General features: G+C 63.5%; 15 protein-coding genes. 7 read left to right on the top strand and 8 right to left on the bottom strand.

Annotated elements, in window-relative coordinates; genetic code table 11:
- Nucleotides 1-11 precede the first annotated feature (11 nt).
- The 8 genes from AC3WJP_RS23005 to rutA form a co-directional block, all read right to left on the bottom strand.
- A complete protein-coding gene (locus AC3WJP_RS23005) occupies nt 12-749 on the bottom strand; it encodes an ABC transporter permease (protein ID WP_493723930.1) in 738 nt (245 codons plus the stop codon).
- 15 nt (nt 750-764) lie between these two features.
- The gene (locus tag AC3WJP_RS23000; protein WP_493723931.1) at nt 765-1,481 is read right to left on the bottom strand and encodes an ABC transporter permease; all 717 of its coding nucleotides are present in this window, start codon (nt 1,479-1,481) and stop codon (nt 765-767) included.
- Between the two features lie 83 nt (nt 1,482-1,564).
- The gene (locus AC3WJP_RS22995) at nt 1,565-2,428 is read right to left on the bottom strand and encodes a transporter substrate-binding domain-containing protein (protein ID WP_493723932.1); all 864 of its coding nucleotides are present in this window, start codon (nt 2,426-2,428) and stop codon (nt 1,565-1,567) included.
- A gap of 255 nt (nt 2,429-2,683) precedes the next feature.
- The gene (rutF, locus tag AC3WJP_RS22990; protein ID WP_493723933.1) at nt 2,684-3,208 is read right to left on the bottom strand and encodes an NADH-dependent FMN reductase RutF; all 525 of its coding nucleotides are present in this window, start codon (nt 3,206-3,208) and stop codon (nt 2,684-2,686) included.
- A gap of 13 nt (nt 3,209-3,221) precedes the next feature.
- On the bottom strand, nt 3,222-4,001 hold the full coding sequence (rutD, locus tag AC3WJP_RS22985) for a pyrimidine utilization protein D (RefSeq protein ID WP_493723934.1): 780 nt from the start codon (nt 3,999-4,001) through the stop codon (nt 3,222-3,224).
- Nucleotides 4,002-4,051: 50 nt separating this feature from the next.
- On the bottom strand, nt 4,052-4,435 hold the full coding sequence (gene rutC, locus AC3WJP_RS22980; RefSeq protein ID WP_493723935.1) for a pyrimidine utilization protein C: 384 nt from the start codon (nt 4,433-4,435) through the stop codon (nt 4,052-4,054).
- A gap of 18 nt (nt 4,436-4,453) precedes the next feature.
- Complete coding sequence (rutB, locus tag AC3WJP_RS22975) at nt 4,454-5,179, bottom strand: pyrimidine utilization protein B (protein WP_493723936.1); 726 nt, start codon at nt 5,177-5,179, stop codon at nt 4,454-4,456.
- Nucleotides 5,179-6,261, bottom strand: coding sequence for a pyrimidine utilization protein A (rutA, locus tag AC3WJP_RS22970; RefSeq protein ID WP_493723937.1), 1,083 nt, complete (start codon nt 6,259-6,261; stop codon nt 5,179-5,181). The genes rutB and rutA overlap by 1 nt, the downstream gene beginning before the upstream one ends.
- Nucleotides 6,262-6,564: 303 nt before the next feature.
- On the opposite strand from rutA, the gene rutR reads away from it, so the two are divergent.
- The 7 genes from rutR to AC3WJP_RS22935 all read left to right on the top strand — a co-directional run bounded on the left by rutR (nt 6,565) and on the right by AC3WJP_RS22935 (nt 13,771).
- Nucleotides 6,565-7,359, top strand: a complete 795-nt coding sequence (gene rutR, locus AC3WJP_RS22965; RefSeq protein WP_493735695.1) for an HTH-type transcriptional regulator RutR — start codon at nt 6,565-6,567, stop codon at nt 7,357-7,359.
- A 297-nt stretch (nt 7,360-7,656) separates the two neighbouring features.
- The gene (locus tag AC3WJP_RS22960) at nt 7,657-8,670 is read left to right on the top strand and encodes an isopenicillin N synthase family dioxygenase (protein ID WP_493723938.1); all 1,014 of its coding nucleotides are present in this window, start codon (nt 7,657-7,659) and stop codon (nt 8,668-8,670) included.
- Nucleotides 8,670-9,056, top strand: coding sequence for a VOC family protein (locus AC3WJP_RS22955; protein WP_493723939.1), 387 nt, complete (start codon nt 8,670-8,672; stop codon nt 9,054-9,056). The genes AC3WJP_RS22960 and AC3WJP_RS22955 overlap by 1 nt, the downstream gene beginning before the upstream one ends.
- A gap of 45 nt (nt 9,057-9,101) precedes the next feature.
- Nucleotides 9,102-10,193 carry a BMP family ABC transporter substrate-binding protein gene (locus AC3WJP_RS22950; RefSeq protein WP_493723940.1) on the top strand — a complete coding sequence of 364 codons (1,092 nt, stop codon included), beginning with the start codon at nt 9,102-9,104 and terminating at the stop codon, nt 10,191-10,193.
- Nucleotides 10,190-11,704, top strand: coding sequence for an ABC transporter ATP-binding protein (locus tag AC3WJP_RS22945; RefSeq protein ID WP_493723941.1), 1,515 nt, complete (start codon nt 10,190-10,192; stop codon nt 11,702-11,704). Before AC3WJP_RS22950 ends, AC3WJP_RS22945 begins: the two co-directional genes overlap by 4 nt.
- Before the next feature lie 7 nt (nt 11,705-11,711).
- Nucleotides 11,712-12,845, top strand: coding sequence for an ABC transporter permease (locus AC3WJP_RS22940; RefSeq protein ID WP_493723942.1), 1,134 nt, complete (start codon nt 11,712-11,714; stop codon nt 12,843-12,845).
- Nucleotides 12,845-13,771, top strand: a complete 927-nt coding sequence (locus tag AC3WJP_RS22935) for an ABC transporter permease (protein WP_493723943.1) — start codon at nt 12,845-12,847, stop codon at nt 13,769-13,771. The genes AC3WJP_RS22940 and AC3WJP_RS22935 overlap by 1 nt, the downstream gene beginning before the upstream one ends.
- The last annotated feature ends 90 nt before the right edge of the window (nt 13,772-13,861 follow it).

The raw sequence follows: 13,861 nt of genomic DNA, 5'->3' as shown, positions 1-13,861 counted from the left end.
GCTCCGGGGCTTCAGGATGGGCTGGCGGTGTCGGCGGCGAGCGCGGTGGCAGGGCCGTGGGGGCGCTCGCGCAAGTGCGGCGTCAGGCGATGCTCGAGCCAGCCGATGGCGCGCACGATGAGGAAGTTGAGCAACAGGTAGATCACCGCCGCGCAGGCGAACACTTCCATGGTCCGGTAGGTGCGCTGGATGATCTGCTGGGCCACGCCGGTCACATCCCACACGGTCACCAGACTCGCCAGTGCGGTGGACTTGACCAGCAGCACGGCCTCGGTGGAGTAGGCCGGCAACGCCTGGCGCAAGGTCACCGGAGCGATGATGCGGCGCAGCAGGGCCCAGCGCGACATGCCGATGGCCAGGCCCGCTTCGATCTGCCCATGGGGCACGCTGAGCAGGCCGCCGCGGATGATTTCAGCGGTGTAGCCGGCGGTGCACAGCGCCAGGGACACCACCGCGCAGCCATAGGGCGAGCGCAGCACCACCCAGGCGAAGCTGTCACGGATGGCCGGGAACTGGCCCAAGCCGTAGTAGATCAGGAACATCTGGATCAGCAGCGGTGTGCCGCGAAACAGCATGATGTAGAAGCGCGCCGGATAGCTCAGCAATGGCCAGCGGCTGACCCGCAGGCTGACGATGCCCAGCGACAGGGTCAGGCCCAGCGCCAGCGAGGTGAAGAACAGCGTCAGCGTGGTGGGCAGGGCCGCCAGCAGCTTGAGCATGGTGTCGGCGAGAAAGGCGAAATCGATCATGGCAGGTGTCCGCAGTCAGGGGATCTGGCGACGCTGGGTGCGTCGCACGCGGGCTTCGGCGAAGCCGAACAACCGGCCCGAAAGGCCCGTCAGGATCAGGTAGATCACCGCCCCGACGATGTAAAAGGTGAAGTACTGGCGAGTGGAACCGGCCGCCACCTGGCTGGCGCGCATCAACTCCACCAGGCCGATCACGGAAATCAGCGCCGAATCCTTGAGGCTCATCTGCAGCACATTGCCCAGGCCCGGCAACGCATAGCGCATCACCTGCGGCACCAGCACCCGGCGAAAGCGCATCGCCGCGCTCATGCCGATCGCCAGGGCCGCTTCCAGCTCGCCCTTGGCCACCGCCAGATAGGCACCGCGAAACACCTCGGCCTGGTATGAGCCGGAGATCAACCCTACCGCCAGCGCACCGACCAGAAACGGCGGCACATCGATGTAGCCTTCGCCGCCGAACCAGTGCCCCACCGCCGACACCACGCTGGCGCCGCCGAAGTAGAACAGGTAGATGACCAGCAGCTCCGGAATGCCGCGGAACAGGATCGAGTACAGGTCGCCCAGCCAGCGCAGGCTGCGCTGGCGTGACAGCTTGGCGGCGGCCACCAGGCTGCCGAACACCGCGCCGACCAGCAGCGCGGCGAACGTCAGCAGGATGGTCATGCCGGCCGCCTTGAGCAGGGCCATGCCCCAGCCGGTATCACCGAAGCTGAGCAGTTGCAGGATATTCATCAGGTTTGCCTCTCAGGGCGCTTGCTCCAGGGAGCCGAGAAAACCACCCCGGCAGCGCAAGGCTACCGGGGCGCGCAGGCGACTCAGGACTTGGGCGTCAGGTCGACCTTGAACCATTTCTCGCTGAGCTTTTTCACCGTACCGTCAGCCAGGGCGTCCTTGAGCGCGGCATCGAAGCGGGCCTTGAGGTCGGCGTCCTGCTTGCGAAAGCCCAGGGCCTCGCCGTCGCCGAAGATCGGTCCTTTGATTTCCGGACCGGTGTAGGCCAGGCCCTTGTTCTCGTCCTTGGCCATCAGCGAATTGAGGAAGGTCACGTCGTCGAACACCACATCGATGCGCCCGGCCTGCAAGTCGAGCACGGCTTCAGCGGACGAGCCGTATTCGCGCACGGTGGCGATGTCCTTGAATTGTTCGTCGATGAACGGCGTATAGACGGTGCCCGAGGCGATGCCGATGGTCTTGCCCTTGAGCGCGGCCTTGACGTCGGCCATGGCGGCGCTGGTCTTGGCGCTGTCGGTGCCCAGCGTCAGGGCAGCGGCTTCACCCGGCGTGCCCGGCAATGCCTTGGCATCGAGGGCGACGAAGCTGGCGGGGGTGCTGGCGTAAGGGATGGAGAAGTCCATGACCTGCTTGCGTTCATCGGTGATGACGATGGCGTCCATCAGCACATCGAACTTGCCGGCGTTGAGACTGGCGATCATGCCGTCCCAGTTCTGCACCGCGATGTTGCACTTGAGTTTCATGCGTTGGCAGAGGATGTCCATCAGTTCCGGTTCGAAACCGCTGATCTTGCCGCCGGGCAGGGTCAGGTTCCACGGCTCGTAGGAACCTTCGGTGGCAATGTTGACGCTGGTCCAGTCCTTGGCCTGCGCCAGCGGAGCAAACGCCATGATCGCGGCGCTCAGGGTAGCTGCTGTGAACCAACCGGTTTTGCTGGAAATTATCATGTGTCCCGCCCTGATCATTGGTCTCTTTGTCAGGAACCGGTTGCCTGGTCCCCTATGCTTGTACATACAAGTACTAGCAATTACGGAGCCAAGATCTCCTTGGGTTGGCTATAAACTGGTAATCGACTGTTTTTAAAGGCTATTTATCAATTAGGAGCCTGCGCCTGGAGGGCGTCGGTCCAGGGCGGGTGTGCACTTTCGGAGCGACTATATTGCCAAGTGTTACCTGCTGGTGCGCCAAATCAGGGCAGGCTATCAGCCGGCCCCGACCGCCACTTGATGGTATTGGCGGTCGAAATACACCAGCCCCGCAGCCTCGCCCTGGCGCTCCAGCGCCACCACCTCGCAGAACAGAATGTCGTGGGTGCCAACGCTCACCGTCTGGCTGACCCGGCAGTCGAACGAGGCCGCCGCGCCTTCCAGCACCGGCGCTCCGGTCACCCAGGTGTGCCATTGGGCGGCAGCGAAACGCTCGGCCATGGCGGTCTTGCCGCCGAACAGATTGGAGAGTTCGTGTTGGCCGTGCGCCAGGGTATTCACACAGAGCGTAGCATTGGCGCTGAACGCTGCATGCACCGAGGCCGAGCGGTTCAGGCACACCAGCAGGGTGGGCGGATCGTCGGTGACGCTGCACACCGCCGTGGCGGTAAAGCCGGCGAGTCCGCCAGGGCCATCGCTGGTGATGACATTGACCGCCGCCGCCAGGCCGGCCATGGCATGACGGAAGTCGTCGCGGGTCACGCCTTGCTGGATAGGCGGAATTGATTCTGTGGCTTGCATGACAAGGCTCCGATCACGCCTGACGCGTGAGATAGTCCAGAAGAACGGCATTGAAAGTCGCCGGATCGCTGACGCTGGAGGCGTGGCCGCCGTATTCGAGCAGCGCCAGTTCGCCGTTGGGCAAGGCATCGGCCAGATGCTGCGAGCGTTGCCAGGGCACCAGCATGTCGTCGCGGTTGGCGATCAGCAGGGTCGGGGTGCGGATGCCGCTCAATTGCGCCTCGACATCGAAGGCCTGCAGCGCGGCGATGCGCTTGAGCAGATTCGCAGGCTCAGGGAAGTGCGCCAAGGCATGGGCATCGTCCTCGGCCAGCTGTGCGCTGTTGGCGGCGATCCAGTCGGCGGGATACAGGAACAGCGCCTGGGCCTGCACATAGGCGGCCGGGCCGCTGTCGCGCAGCAGGTCCTTGCGCACTGCAAAGCAGCGAGCACTGTGGGGATTGGGGCTGCTCCAGGCGTTGATCAGCACCTGACTCTGCAGCAATTGCGGACGCTGCAGCGCCAGCTCCAGGCCCACCAGGCCACCGAGGGCATGGCCGATGAAATGGCAGCGCTGCACATCGAGGCCGTCCAGCAGTGCCAGGAGTTCGCGGGCCATTTCAGCGATCGAATAGTCGTCCGCCAGGGTCGCGGGGCTGCGGCCGCTGCCGGCCTGATCGTAGACCACCACTCGGTACCTATCGGTGAGCACCGGCAGTTGCGGGCCCCAGAAGCGCGCGGAGCCGCCCAGGCCCGAGCTGAGCACCAGAGTCGGCGCAGCGGCGTCCTGGCGACCGAGAATTTCGTGATACATGCAAGTCTCCAGTGCGGGCCCTCAGGGCCCGTCCAGGTGGAAGAAGGGGTTCAGCCGATGTGCGCGATGCTGGCGATTTCGATCAGCGCCTCGGGTTTGACCAGGCCGCATTGAATGCAATAACGCGCAGGTTTTTCACCGGCGAAGTACTCGGCATACACCGCGTTGATCTTCGGATAGTCGGCCCAGTCGCGCAGCATGATCATGTTGAAGGTGACGTCGTCCATGGTCCCGCCGGCCGTCTCGATCACCCCTTTGATGGTCTCCAGCACGTGGCGGGTCTGGGCGGTGGCGTCCCCGACGTGCACCACGTTGTTGTCCTTGTCGAACGGCAAGGTGCCGGACACATACAGAATGCCGTCGGCCATGGAGCCCGGAACGAACGGGGCGATAGGCACGCCGGTGCCGGCTGGGATGATTGCTTTCTTGCTCATGGTCACGCTCCTTGATGATCAGACTTGAGAGGTAAAGGTGGTGCAGAAGTCATCGACGCTGGCGACCCAGCCGAAGAAGGTTTCGATGTTGAACAGCGCCGCCTGCTGAGCAAATGCCGGGCCCGCCTGGTGGGTGGCGTCGGCGAGCACCACGCCGAAGTATTCGAGGAAGAAGCCATCGCGCAGGGTCGATTCCACGCACACATTGGTGGCGATGCCGGTGAACACCAGATTGCGGATGCCACGGCTGCGCATCAGGCTGTCGAAATTGGTGTTGAAGAAGCCGCTGTAGCGGGTCTTGGGCACCACCATGTCACCGGGCTGCGGCTTGAGTTCGTCCACCAGCTCGTAATCCCAGCCGCCTTTGGCCAGCAGGGTGCCGTGCAGCTCGGGGCGGCTGCGCATGGTCTTCAGCGCATTGGACTTGTGCCAGTTGGGCGAGCCGGGGCCGCCGGCCTCGACGTACTCCGGATCCCAGCCGTTCTGGAAGAACACCACCGGCATGCCGGCAGCGCGGGCGGTGGTGAGGGCCTTCTGGATGTTGGCGATCACAGGGCCGGTGGTGCTGACATCGAAGCCGGCCAGATCAAGATAGCCGCCCAGGCTCGAGTAGGCGTTCTGCATGTCCACCACCACCAGGGCGGTCTCGCTGGCCTTCAGACTCAGGGCCTCGGGGCGGGCAGGCAGGGTGCGGGCGGCTTGGCTGTCCTGGGGCAGGCTGTAACCGGAAACGGGGGCATTCATCATGCGGACTCCTGCAAGGGGTTGATGTGTTGGCGCGATTGCATCAGGGGCTGGATCTTGCTGCCGAAGTCCTCGACGCCTTTGATGAAGTCGTCGAACACCAGCATCACGCCCTGGGTGCCCGGCACCGTGGCGACTTCATCGAGCATGCGCGCCACCGAGGCCCAGGAGCCCACCAGGGTGCCCATGTTGATATTCACTGCCGAGGTCGGGTCGGCCATCTGGCGCATGTTGGAACCGGGGCTCTGGTCGGCGGCGCCTTTTTCGCCGAGCCAGGCGATGGCTTCCTGATCGGCGCCAGCCTTGATGAATTCCCAGCGCTCGCGGGCGGCGTCATCGGTGTCGTCGGCGATGATCATGAACAGTGCGCAGGCGGTAACGTTGCGCCCGGTCTTGGCATTGGCTTCGACCAGCTTGGCGGCGGTCGGGGCGAAGGCAGTGGGGGTGTTGACGCCCTTGCCGAAGCAGAAGTTGTAGTCTGCGTATTGCGACGAAAACGCCATGCCGGTTTCGCTCTGGCCGGCGCAGATGATCTTCATGTCGGCTTGCGGCTGCGGGCTGACCCGGCAGTCGTCCATGGTGAAGTACTTGCCCTTGAGGTTGCTGTGGCCGGTGGTCCACAGGTCGCGCAGCACCTGGGTGTATTCGGCCAGGTAGTCGTAGCGGGTGGAGAAGAACTCGTCGCCGGGCCACAAGCCCATTTGCTCGTATTCGGGTTTTTGCCAGCCGGTCACCAGGTTGACGCCGAAGCGGCCGTTGGAGATGGAGTCGATGGTCGCCGCCATGCGCGCGACGATCGCCGGTGGCAGCGTCAGGGTGGCGGCGGTGGCGAACAGTTGAATGCGGCTGGTGACTGCGGCCAGGCCGGCCATCAGGGTGAAGGATTCAAGGTTGTGTTCCCAGAACTCGGTCTTGCCGCCGAAGCCGCGCAACTTGATCATCGACAGGGCAAATTCAAAGCCGTAGTGCTCGGCCTTTTGCACGATCTGCTTGTTGAGTTCGAAGCTGGGCAGGTATTGCGGTGCGTTTTCCGAAATCAACCAGCCGTTGTTGCCGATCGGGATGAAAATGCCAATGTCCATGTGCGTGGCCTCTCTAGTACGGTGCTGCGTTCGAGTTGGGGCGCCTCTGGAACAGCAGGCGATTGACGCAGTACACAAAGCATTAAGCAGGCCAGTTTTTTAAAGTCGTTTTCAATCAACTAGTTGAGTAATTTTCATGATTATTTCAGACCATTTGGTCCGAACTAGAGCACTTGGTTTGTGCAGGCTGCACAGCAATGGGGCGATTTGTGTGCGTTGAAGGTGATCGCCGGCTTGAGGATGTCGCCATCGCCGCGCTCGGGTTAGAGTGCGCGGGTATTCCTGCTGGAAATGGTCATCGACGTGAATAACGAAACCCCTGCCGAGGTAACGGGCGCTGGCAAAGCCGGTGCTGGCAAGATCAAGCCGGTCGCGGCCAAGTCCAAGCCGAAGCTCAAGTCCGCGGCCGTAAAGCCGGCCACCAAGGGCACCAAGGCCACCGGCAAAGCGCTGAAGAACCGGCGCGAACCCAGTGCCACCACCCTGAGCCGGCGCATGCGTCTGGTCGAGGGCAAGCGCACGGCGATTCTCGAAGCCGCGCTGGAAATCTTTTCCCGCTTCGGCCTGCACGGCACCAGCCTCGATCAGGTCGCGAGCATGGCCGACGTGTCGAAGACCAACCTGCTGTATTACTTCAGCAGCAAGGAGGAGCTCTACATCAGCGTGCTGCGTCAGTTGCTGGAAGTCTGGCTGCTGCCGTTACGCGGTTTCAGCGTCGATCAGGATCCGCTGCAAGCCATCAGCGAGTACATCCGCGTCAAGCTGGAGCTGTCCCGCGATCACCCGGCCGAGTCGCGGCTGTTCTGCCTGGAAATCATCCAGGGCGCGCCGTTGTTGCTCAGCGAACTGGAGCAACCGCTGCGCGATATCGTCGAAGCCAAGGTTGCGGTGATTCAGGCCTGGATAGATGCCGGCAAGCTGGCACCGGTCGAACCTCATCATTTGATCTTTTCGCTATGGGCCACCACCCAGCACTACGCCGACTTCCGCGCGCAGATCGATGCAGTGACGGGCAAGACGTTGAACGATCCGTTGTTCTTCAATGAGGTGCTGGAGAACCTGCAGGGCCTTATCCTCAACGGCATTCGCCCGCGCTGAAGTTTCTTGTAGCGAGGGGGCTTGCCCCCGAACAAGGTGCCGGCACTTCAGATATATCTGGACGGTTATCGGGGGCAAGCCCCCTCGCTACAGGGTCATTGGTCAAATGCGCTGTTTTCGTGCCTGCGCGCACAAACCAAGTGCTCTGTTTCAGACCATTTGATCCGCTTGAATTAATAAGTCTTTGATGTAGATCGCTATTCAGATAGTGGCACAGATTCTGCTTTTCTCTGGACACCAAGTCTGCCGGGTGTCCCGGTGCATCGTCCACGTTGCATCAAGAGAGAGGATTGTCGAATGACCCTGCAATACGTGCCCATCATCGATCTCGCCCCATACTTCGCTGGCCAGCCCGAAGGCAAGGCCGCCGTGGCCCAGGCCGTGCGCCAGGCCTGCAAGGACATCGGTTTTCTGGTGATCACCGAGCACCAGATTCCCGCAGAGTTGATCCAGCGCGTGTCGGCGCACACCCGCGCCTTCTTCGACCTGCCCCTGGCCGAGAAGCGCAAGGTCGATCGTCCCAGCCCGGAAATGGTGCGCGGTTACAGCGCGGTGGCCGAAGAGAGCCTCTCGTACTCGCTGGAAGAAAGCGCCCCGGGCGACCTCAAGGAATCCTTCTCCATCGGCCCCAGCGACGTGCCCGCCGATGACTACTACCACAACGCTGTCGCCGGCCCGCATTTCGCCCCCAACGTGTGGCCGGCCGAGCACCTGCTGCCGGGTTTTCAGCACGCTTACCGCGAATACTTCAGCGCCATGAGCGAACTGGCGCAGTCGCTCATGCGTCTGTTCGCCCTGGCGCTCGATCTCGACGAGCACTTTTTCGACGACAAGATCGACCGTCACATCAGCATGTTCCGCAGCCTCAGTTATCCGGACATCAAGACCGAAGTCGAAGCCGGGCAGATGCGTGCCAGCGCCCATACCGATTACGGCAGCCTCACCATCGTGCGTCCGGACAACGCCTTGGGCGGTCTGCAGGTGCGCAACCGCCAGGGCGAGTGGGTCGACGTGCCTTATGTGGCCGACGGCTTTGTGGTCAACATCGGCGACCTGATGATGCAGTGGACCAACGACGAGTGGATTTCCACCCTGCACCGCGTGGTCAATCCGCCTCTGGCCAGCGCCACCGACAATCGCCGTCAGTCGCTGGTGTTCTTCCACCAGCCCAACTACGACACCCTCATCGAATGCCTCCCCGGCTGCTTGCCGGCCGGCAGCGTGCCTCGGCATGCCGCGGTCACCTCGGGGGATCATCTGCTGTCCAAGTTCGTCAAGCAGACCACCTTCGGCGGCAGCAAGGTGGCCTGATGAATACCCTTTCGTACGTCAACCTGTTCGCCCGGGACATCGAAGCGCTGAGCGGTTTCTACGCCCAACTGTTCGGCTTCGAGGAGATCCCGGCGATTCGCTCGCCGATCTTTCGCGGCCTCGACACCGGCAAGTCGTGTATCGGCTTCAATGCCCCCGAGGCCTATGAATTGTTGGGCCTGGAACAGTTCGCCGGCAGCACCGGCGCCAGGTTCCTGCTCAACATCGACGTCGCCAGCCAGGCCGAAGTGGATCGCCTGGTACCCCTGGCCGTGGCCAGTGGCGCGACGTTGGTCAAGGCGCCTTACCAGACTTACTACAACTGGTATCAGGCGGTGTTGCTCGATCCCGAACAAAACATATTCCGCATCAACTTCATGTGTTGAATGCCGGTATTGCCTTCGCTGTCCAACCATCAGGAAATAGACTCGATGCTCAACGGATTTGTTAAAAGTGCTGTGGCGGTTGCAATCGGCCTCGGGGCGGCCAGTGGCGCGATGGCTGAAGGTCTGACCCTGGAAAAACCGGCGAAGATCGCCATGGTGTATATCAGCCCGCGCAACGACGGCGGTTGGACCCAGGCGTTCGATGAAGCACGGGTCAAGCTGGAAAAGGACCTCGACACCAAGATCCAGTACGTCGAAAGCGTCCCGGAAAACGCTGCCGCCATCACCCCGGTGGTCGATCGCCTGATCGCCCGCGGCGCCAACGTCATCATCGGCACCGCGTTCGGCTATTCCGACACCTTCCTGGAACTGGCGAAAAAATACCCGAAAGTGGCCTTTCTCAACGGCTCGGGCACCACCAATGCGCCGAACCTGGAGTCCTTCTACGGCCGCACCTACGAGAGCCAGTACCTGTGCGGCATGGCTGCGGGCGCCGCGTCGAAAACCGGCAAGCTGGGCTTCGTCGCCGCCAACCCCTTCGGCCAGGTCAACTGGACCGTCAACGCCTATGAGCTGGGCGCCTTGCAGATGAACCCCAAGGCCACCGTCAACGTGATCTTCACCGGTGCCTGGAACGACCCGGTCAAGGAGCGCGCCGCCAGCATGGCGCTGATCGACAGCGGCGCCGACGTCATCGGCCAGCACGTCGACACGCCGACGCCGCAGATCGTCGCCCAGGAGCGCGGGGTGCTCGGCACCGGCCACCACCGCGACCTCAGCGAGTTCGCGCCCAAGGCCACGGTGTGCTCGTCGGTATGGGTATGGGATCGCTTCCTCGGCCCGGAACTGAAGAAAATCATCGCCGGCAACTGGGTGCCGCCCGCCAATGGCGCACTGCTGTCGATGCAACAGGGCGGTACCGACATCGCGCTCAAACCCGGCGACAAGATCTCCGCTGCCGATCAGGCGAAAATCATGGCCGTGCGCGACCAGTTGCTCAAGGGCGAACTGCTGATCTACAGCGGGCCGATGAGCGACCGCGACGGCAAGGAGCGCATCGCCGCCGGCCAGCACATGGCCGATCCGGACCTGTGGAAGATGGACTGGTTCGTCAAAGGAGTGATCTCCCAGCAATGAGCCAGATCAACGCGATTCAGCTGACCGGCATCAACAAGTCGTTCGATGGCTTCCAGGCGCTGACCGATGCCAGTTTTACCGCCTGCTGGGGCGAGGTGCATGCCTTGCTCGGCGAGAACGGCGCGGGCAAGTCTTCGCTGATGAACATCGCCGCCGGCCTGTATGCGCCGGAAAGCGGATCGCTGTTGATCAACGACAATCCGGTGCGGCTCAAGGGCCCGAGCGATGCCAGCGGGCATCGGATCGGCATGGTGCACCAGCATTTCAAGCTGGTGCGGCCCTTCACCGTGGCCCAGAACATCATGCTCGGCTTGCCGGCCGAACCCGGCGCGGGCAGCTACGGCAAGCGTCTCAAGCACCTTGAAGGGCAGATCAGCGCCAAGGCGGCGGAACTGGGCTTCGCCATCGATCCGCGGCAGATCGTCGAGACCTTGTCGGTGGCCGAGCAACAGCGTGTCGAGATACTCAAGGTGCTGATGGCCGGCGCGCGCATCCTCATCCTCGACGAGCCCACCGCGGTGCTGACCGATCAGGAGGCCGAGCGCCTGCTGGCGACGGTGCAGTCTTTCGCTCGCCAGGGTGCGGCGGTGGTGTTGGTGACGCACAAGATGGCCGACGTCAAACGCTACGCCGACCGCGTCACGGTGATGCGTGGCGGGCGCACCGTGCAGACCCTCGATCCGCAGGGCGTCTCGGTCGAGCAATTGGTGCGCCTGACCGTGGGCGAGTCCGCCCCCAGCGCCGAGCATCAGGCCGCCAGCCCCGGCGCGGAGCGTCTGGTGGTGCGCGACCTGCGTTCGCCGGCGGGGCAGGGGCCCTTGCGTGGCATCGAGATGACGTTGCACGCCGGACAGATCTACGGTATCGCCGGCGTCGGCGGCAACGGCCAGAGCGAACTGGCCAACGCGCTGATGGGGTTGCCCCAGGCCACCGAAGGCGAAATTCTGCTGCACGGCTTTGGCGACCTGCGCACCGCCAGCAGCGAGTCGCGCCGGGCCTTGGGCATCGCCTCGATCCCTGCCGATCGCTACGGCGCGGCGCTGGCCGGCAGCCTGTCGGTGGCGGAAAACTTCGGCATCGGCCAGATCCACAGCGGTCGCTACGGACCGTTTGCCTTCCTGCGTGGCAAGCGTTTGCAAGAAGATGCGGCGGCGGCGATCGCGGCATTCGATGTGCAGGGCGTGCGCTCGCTCAAGCAAAAGGCCGCACTGCTGTCGGGCGGCAATGCGCAAAAGCTGGTGATCGCCCGCGAGTTCAGCCGCGAGCCGCAGTTGGTGCTGGTGCACAGCCCCAGCCGCGGCCTGGATGTGCGCGCCACGCAAGCGGTGCATGGGCGTCTGCGCGCGGCTCGCGATGCCGGGGCGGCGGTGTTGGTGATCAGTGAAGACCTCGATGAAGTGCTGGCGCTGGCCGACCGCATCGGGGTCATGAACGGCGGCCGTATCGTCGCGCAATTCGAACGCCCCGCCGATCGCCAGGCGATTGGCCGGGCCATGGTGAGTCATGACTGAGACGACAATGGCTGCTTCCGATTCTATGGCGCCCGCTACCACCACCTTGCGTCAGCCCTGGCTGGCGCGGCGCTACACCCTGGAAATTCGCCAGCAACTGGGCTGGGGTTGGCAGGCCCTGATCATCGCCCTGGCGCTGATGGTGGGCCTGGCAATCTGCGCGGCGATCCTGATCGGCGCCGGGGTGCCAGCGGCGGAGTTGCTCGACGAGTTCGTGGTGCTCACGGTGCTCGATCCGCAGAACCTCAAGGCGGTGCTGTTCCAGGCAGCGCCCATGATCATGGTCGGCCTGGCCGGGTGCATGGCGTTCCGCGCGCGGTTCTGGAACCTGGGGCTGGAAGGGCAGATGATCTGGGGCGGCATCGGCGCCACGGCGGTGTCGCTGTTCGATATCGGCCCCGACAGCCTGCGCCTGCCGCTGATGCTGCTGGTGGCGATGCTCTGCGGCATGCTCTGGACGCTGGCGCCGGTGCTGTTGAAGTTGCGCTTGAAGGTCAACGAGATCATCTCGACGCTGATGCTCAATTACATCGCTGCCAATTTCCTTCTGCATCTGCTGTACGGCAGTTGGAAAGACCCGCGCGACAACTTCCCCTATTCGCCGCCGTACCGGGCCTTCGAGCGTCTGCCGGACCTGTTCGACGGTTTCAACGCGGCCATCGTCCTGGCCTTGGTGGTTACCGTGCTGGCGCTGTGGTTCATCGGTATTTCCCGGGCCGGCCTGTACCTGCGCTTCGTCGATGCCAACCCGCGGGTGGCCGGCGCGGTCGGCGTGCCGGTGCGCAAGATGATCGTCGGCACGGTGCTGCTGTCCGGGGCGCTGGCGGGGATCGCCGGGTTCATGGTCACGGCCGGACAGGAGGGCCGCCTGACCCAGGCGTTCTATCAGGGCTATGGCTTCTCGGGAATCCTGATTGCCTTTCTGGCACGCAACAACCCGCTGGCGGCGACCATTGTCGCGCTGCTGGTGGCCATGCTGTTCGTCACCGGGCGCAGCCTGCAGGTGTTCTATCAGATTCCGTTTTCGATGGTGCAGTTGATCCAGGCGATTCTGGTGATCTGCGTGGCCTCGTCGGACTTTTTCATTCGCCATCGCATGCGGCGCATTCAGGGCAGCGATGCCCCCGTTGGAGAACAGTGATGGACCTGATCGCTAATTGGTTGGGCAACTCGCCGGACTTCGCCGTGCCCTTCGCGCTGGCGGCGCTGGGCCTGATCCTCACCGAGCGGGCCGGGGTGCTGGCGCTCGGCGCCGAGGGCCTGATGCTGGTCGGTGCGCTGGCCGGGATCGGCGCGCAGATGAAGTTCGGCACGCCGCTGATTTCGCTGTTGATGGCCATGCTCGCGGCCAGCGTGGTGTCGCTGCTGTTCGCGCTGATGGTGATCGTGCTGCGGATCAATCAGGTGATCGCCGGGCTGGCGCTGGTGTTTTTCTGCCAGGGCCTGACGGGCTTGCTCGGTACCCTACTGGAGTGGACCAACCACCCGGTCAGCGGCCTGGCGGCGGTGCACCTGTGGCCGCTGTCGGAGCTGCCGCTGGTGGGCAAGCTGTTCGTGCAGAACCCGGTGGTGTACCTCACGGCGCTGATTTTTCTGGCAGTGGTGGCCTTTCTTGAACGCACTCAGGCGGGCCTGCGCCTGCGGGCCGTGGGCGAGAATCCCCAGGCGGCGGATGCGGCGGGGATTTCGGTGTTCAATTATCGGCTGGCGGCGATTCTGGCCGGCGGTGCCCTGATCGGGCTGGCAGGGGGCTATATTTCGGTGCTGAGCACCAAGATGTGGATCGCCGACATGACCGGTGGCCGTGGCTGGATCGCGGTGTCATTGGTGATTTTTGCGCGTTGGTCGCCTTGGCGGGCGCTGGCGGGGGCGATTCTGTTCGGCTGCATCGAGGCGCTGATCCCACAGCTGGCGGCCACGGGTGTGCGCCTGCCGCAGTATTTCGTGCTGATGACGCCCTATGCGGTGACCTTGTTGGTGATGATCTGGGTGGCCATGGGCAAACGCCAGTCGGGCAGTCAGCCGGGGGCGCTGGGCGAGCCGTTCATCCGCGAAGAGCGCCGTTGAAAAAGTTTTCTCCACCTGTAGCGAGGGGGCTTGCCCCCGAAAATAGTCCGATCAGCCATTTATCTGGAGAATGAAAAATTTTTCGGGGGC

The sequence above is a fragment of the Pseudomonas sp. GW821-FHT01A09 genome (assembly GCF_058986725.1).
The sequence above is the reverse complement of the archived record's forward strand: the minus strand, read 5'-3'. Positions and strand labels throughout refer to the sequence as shown.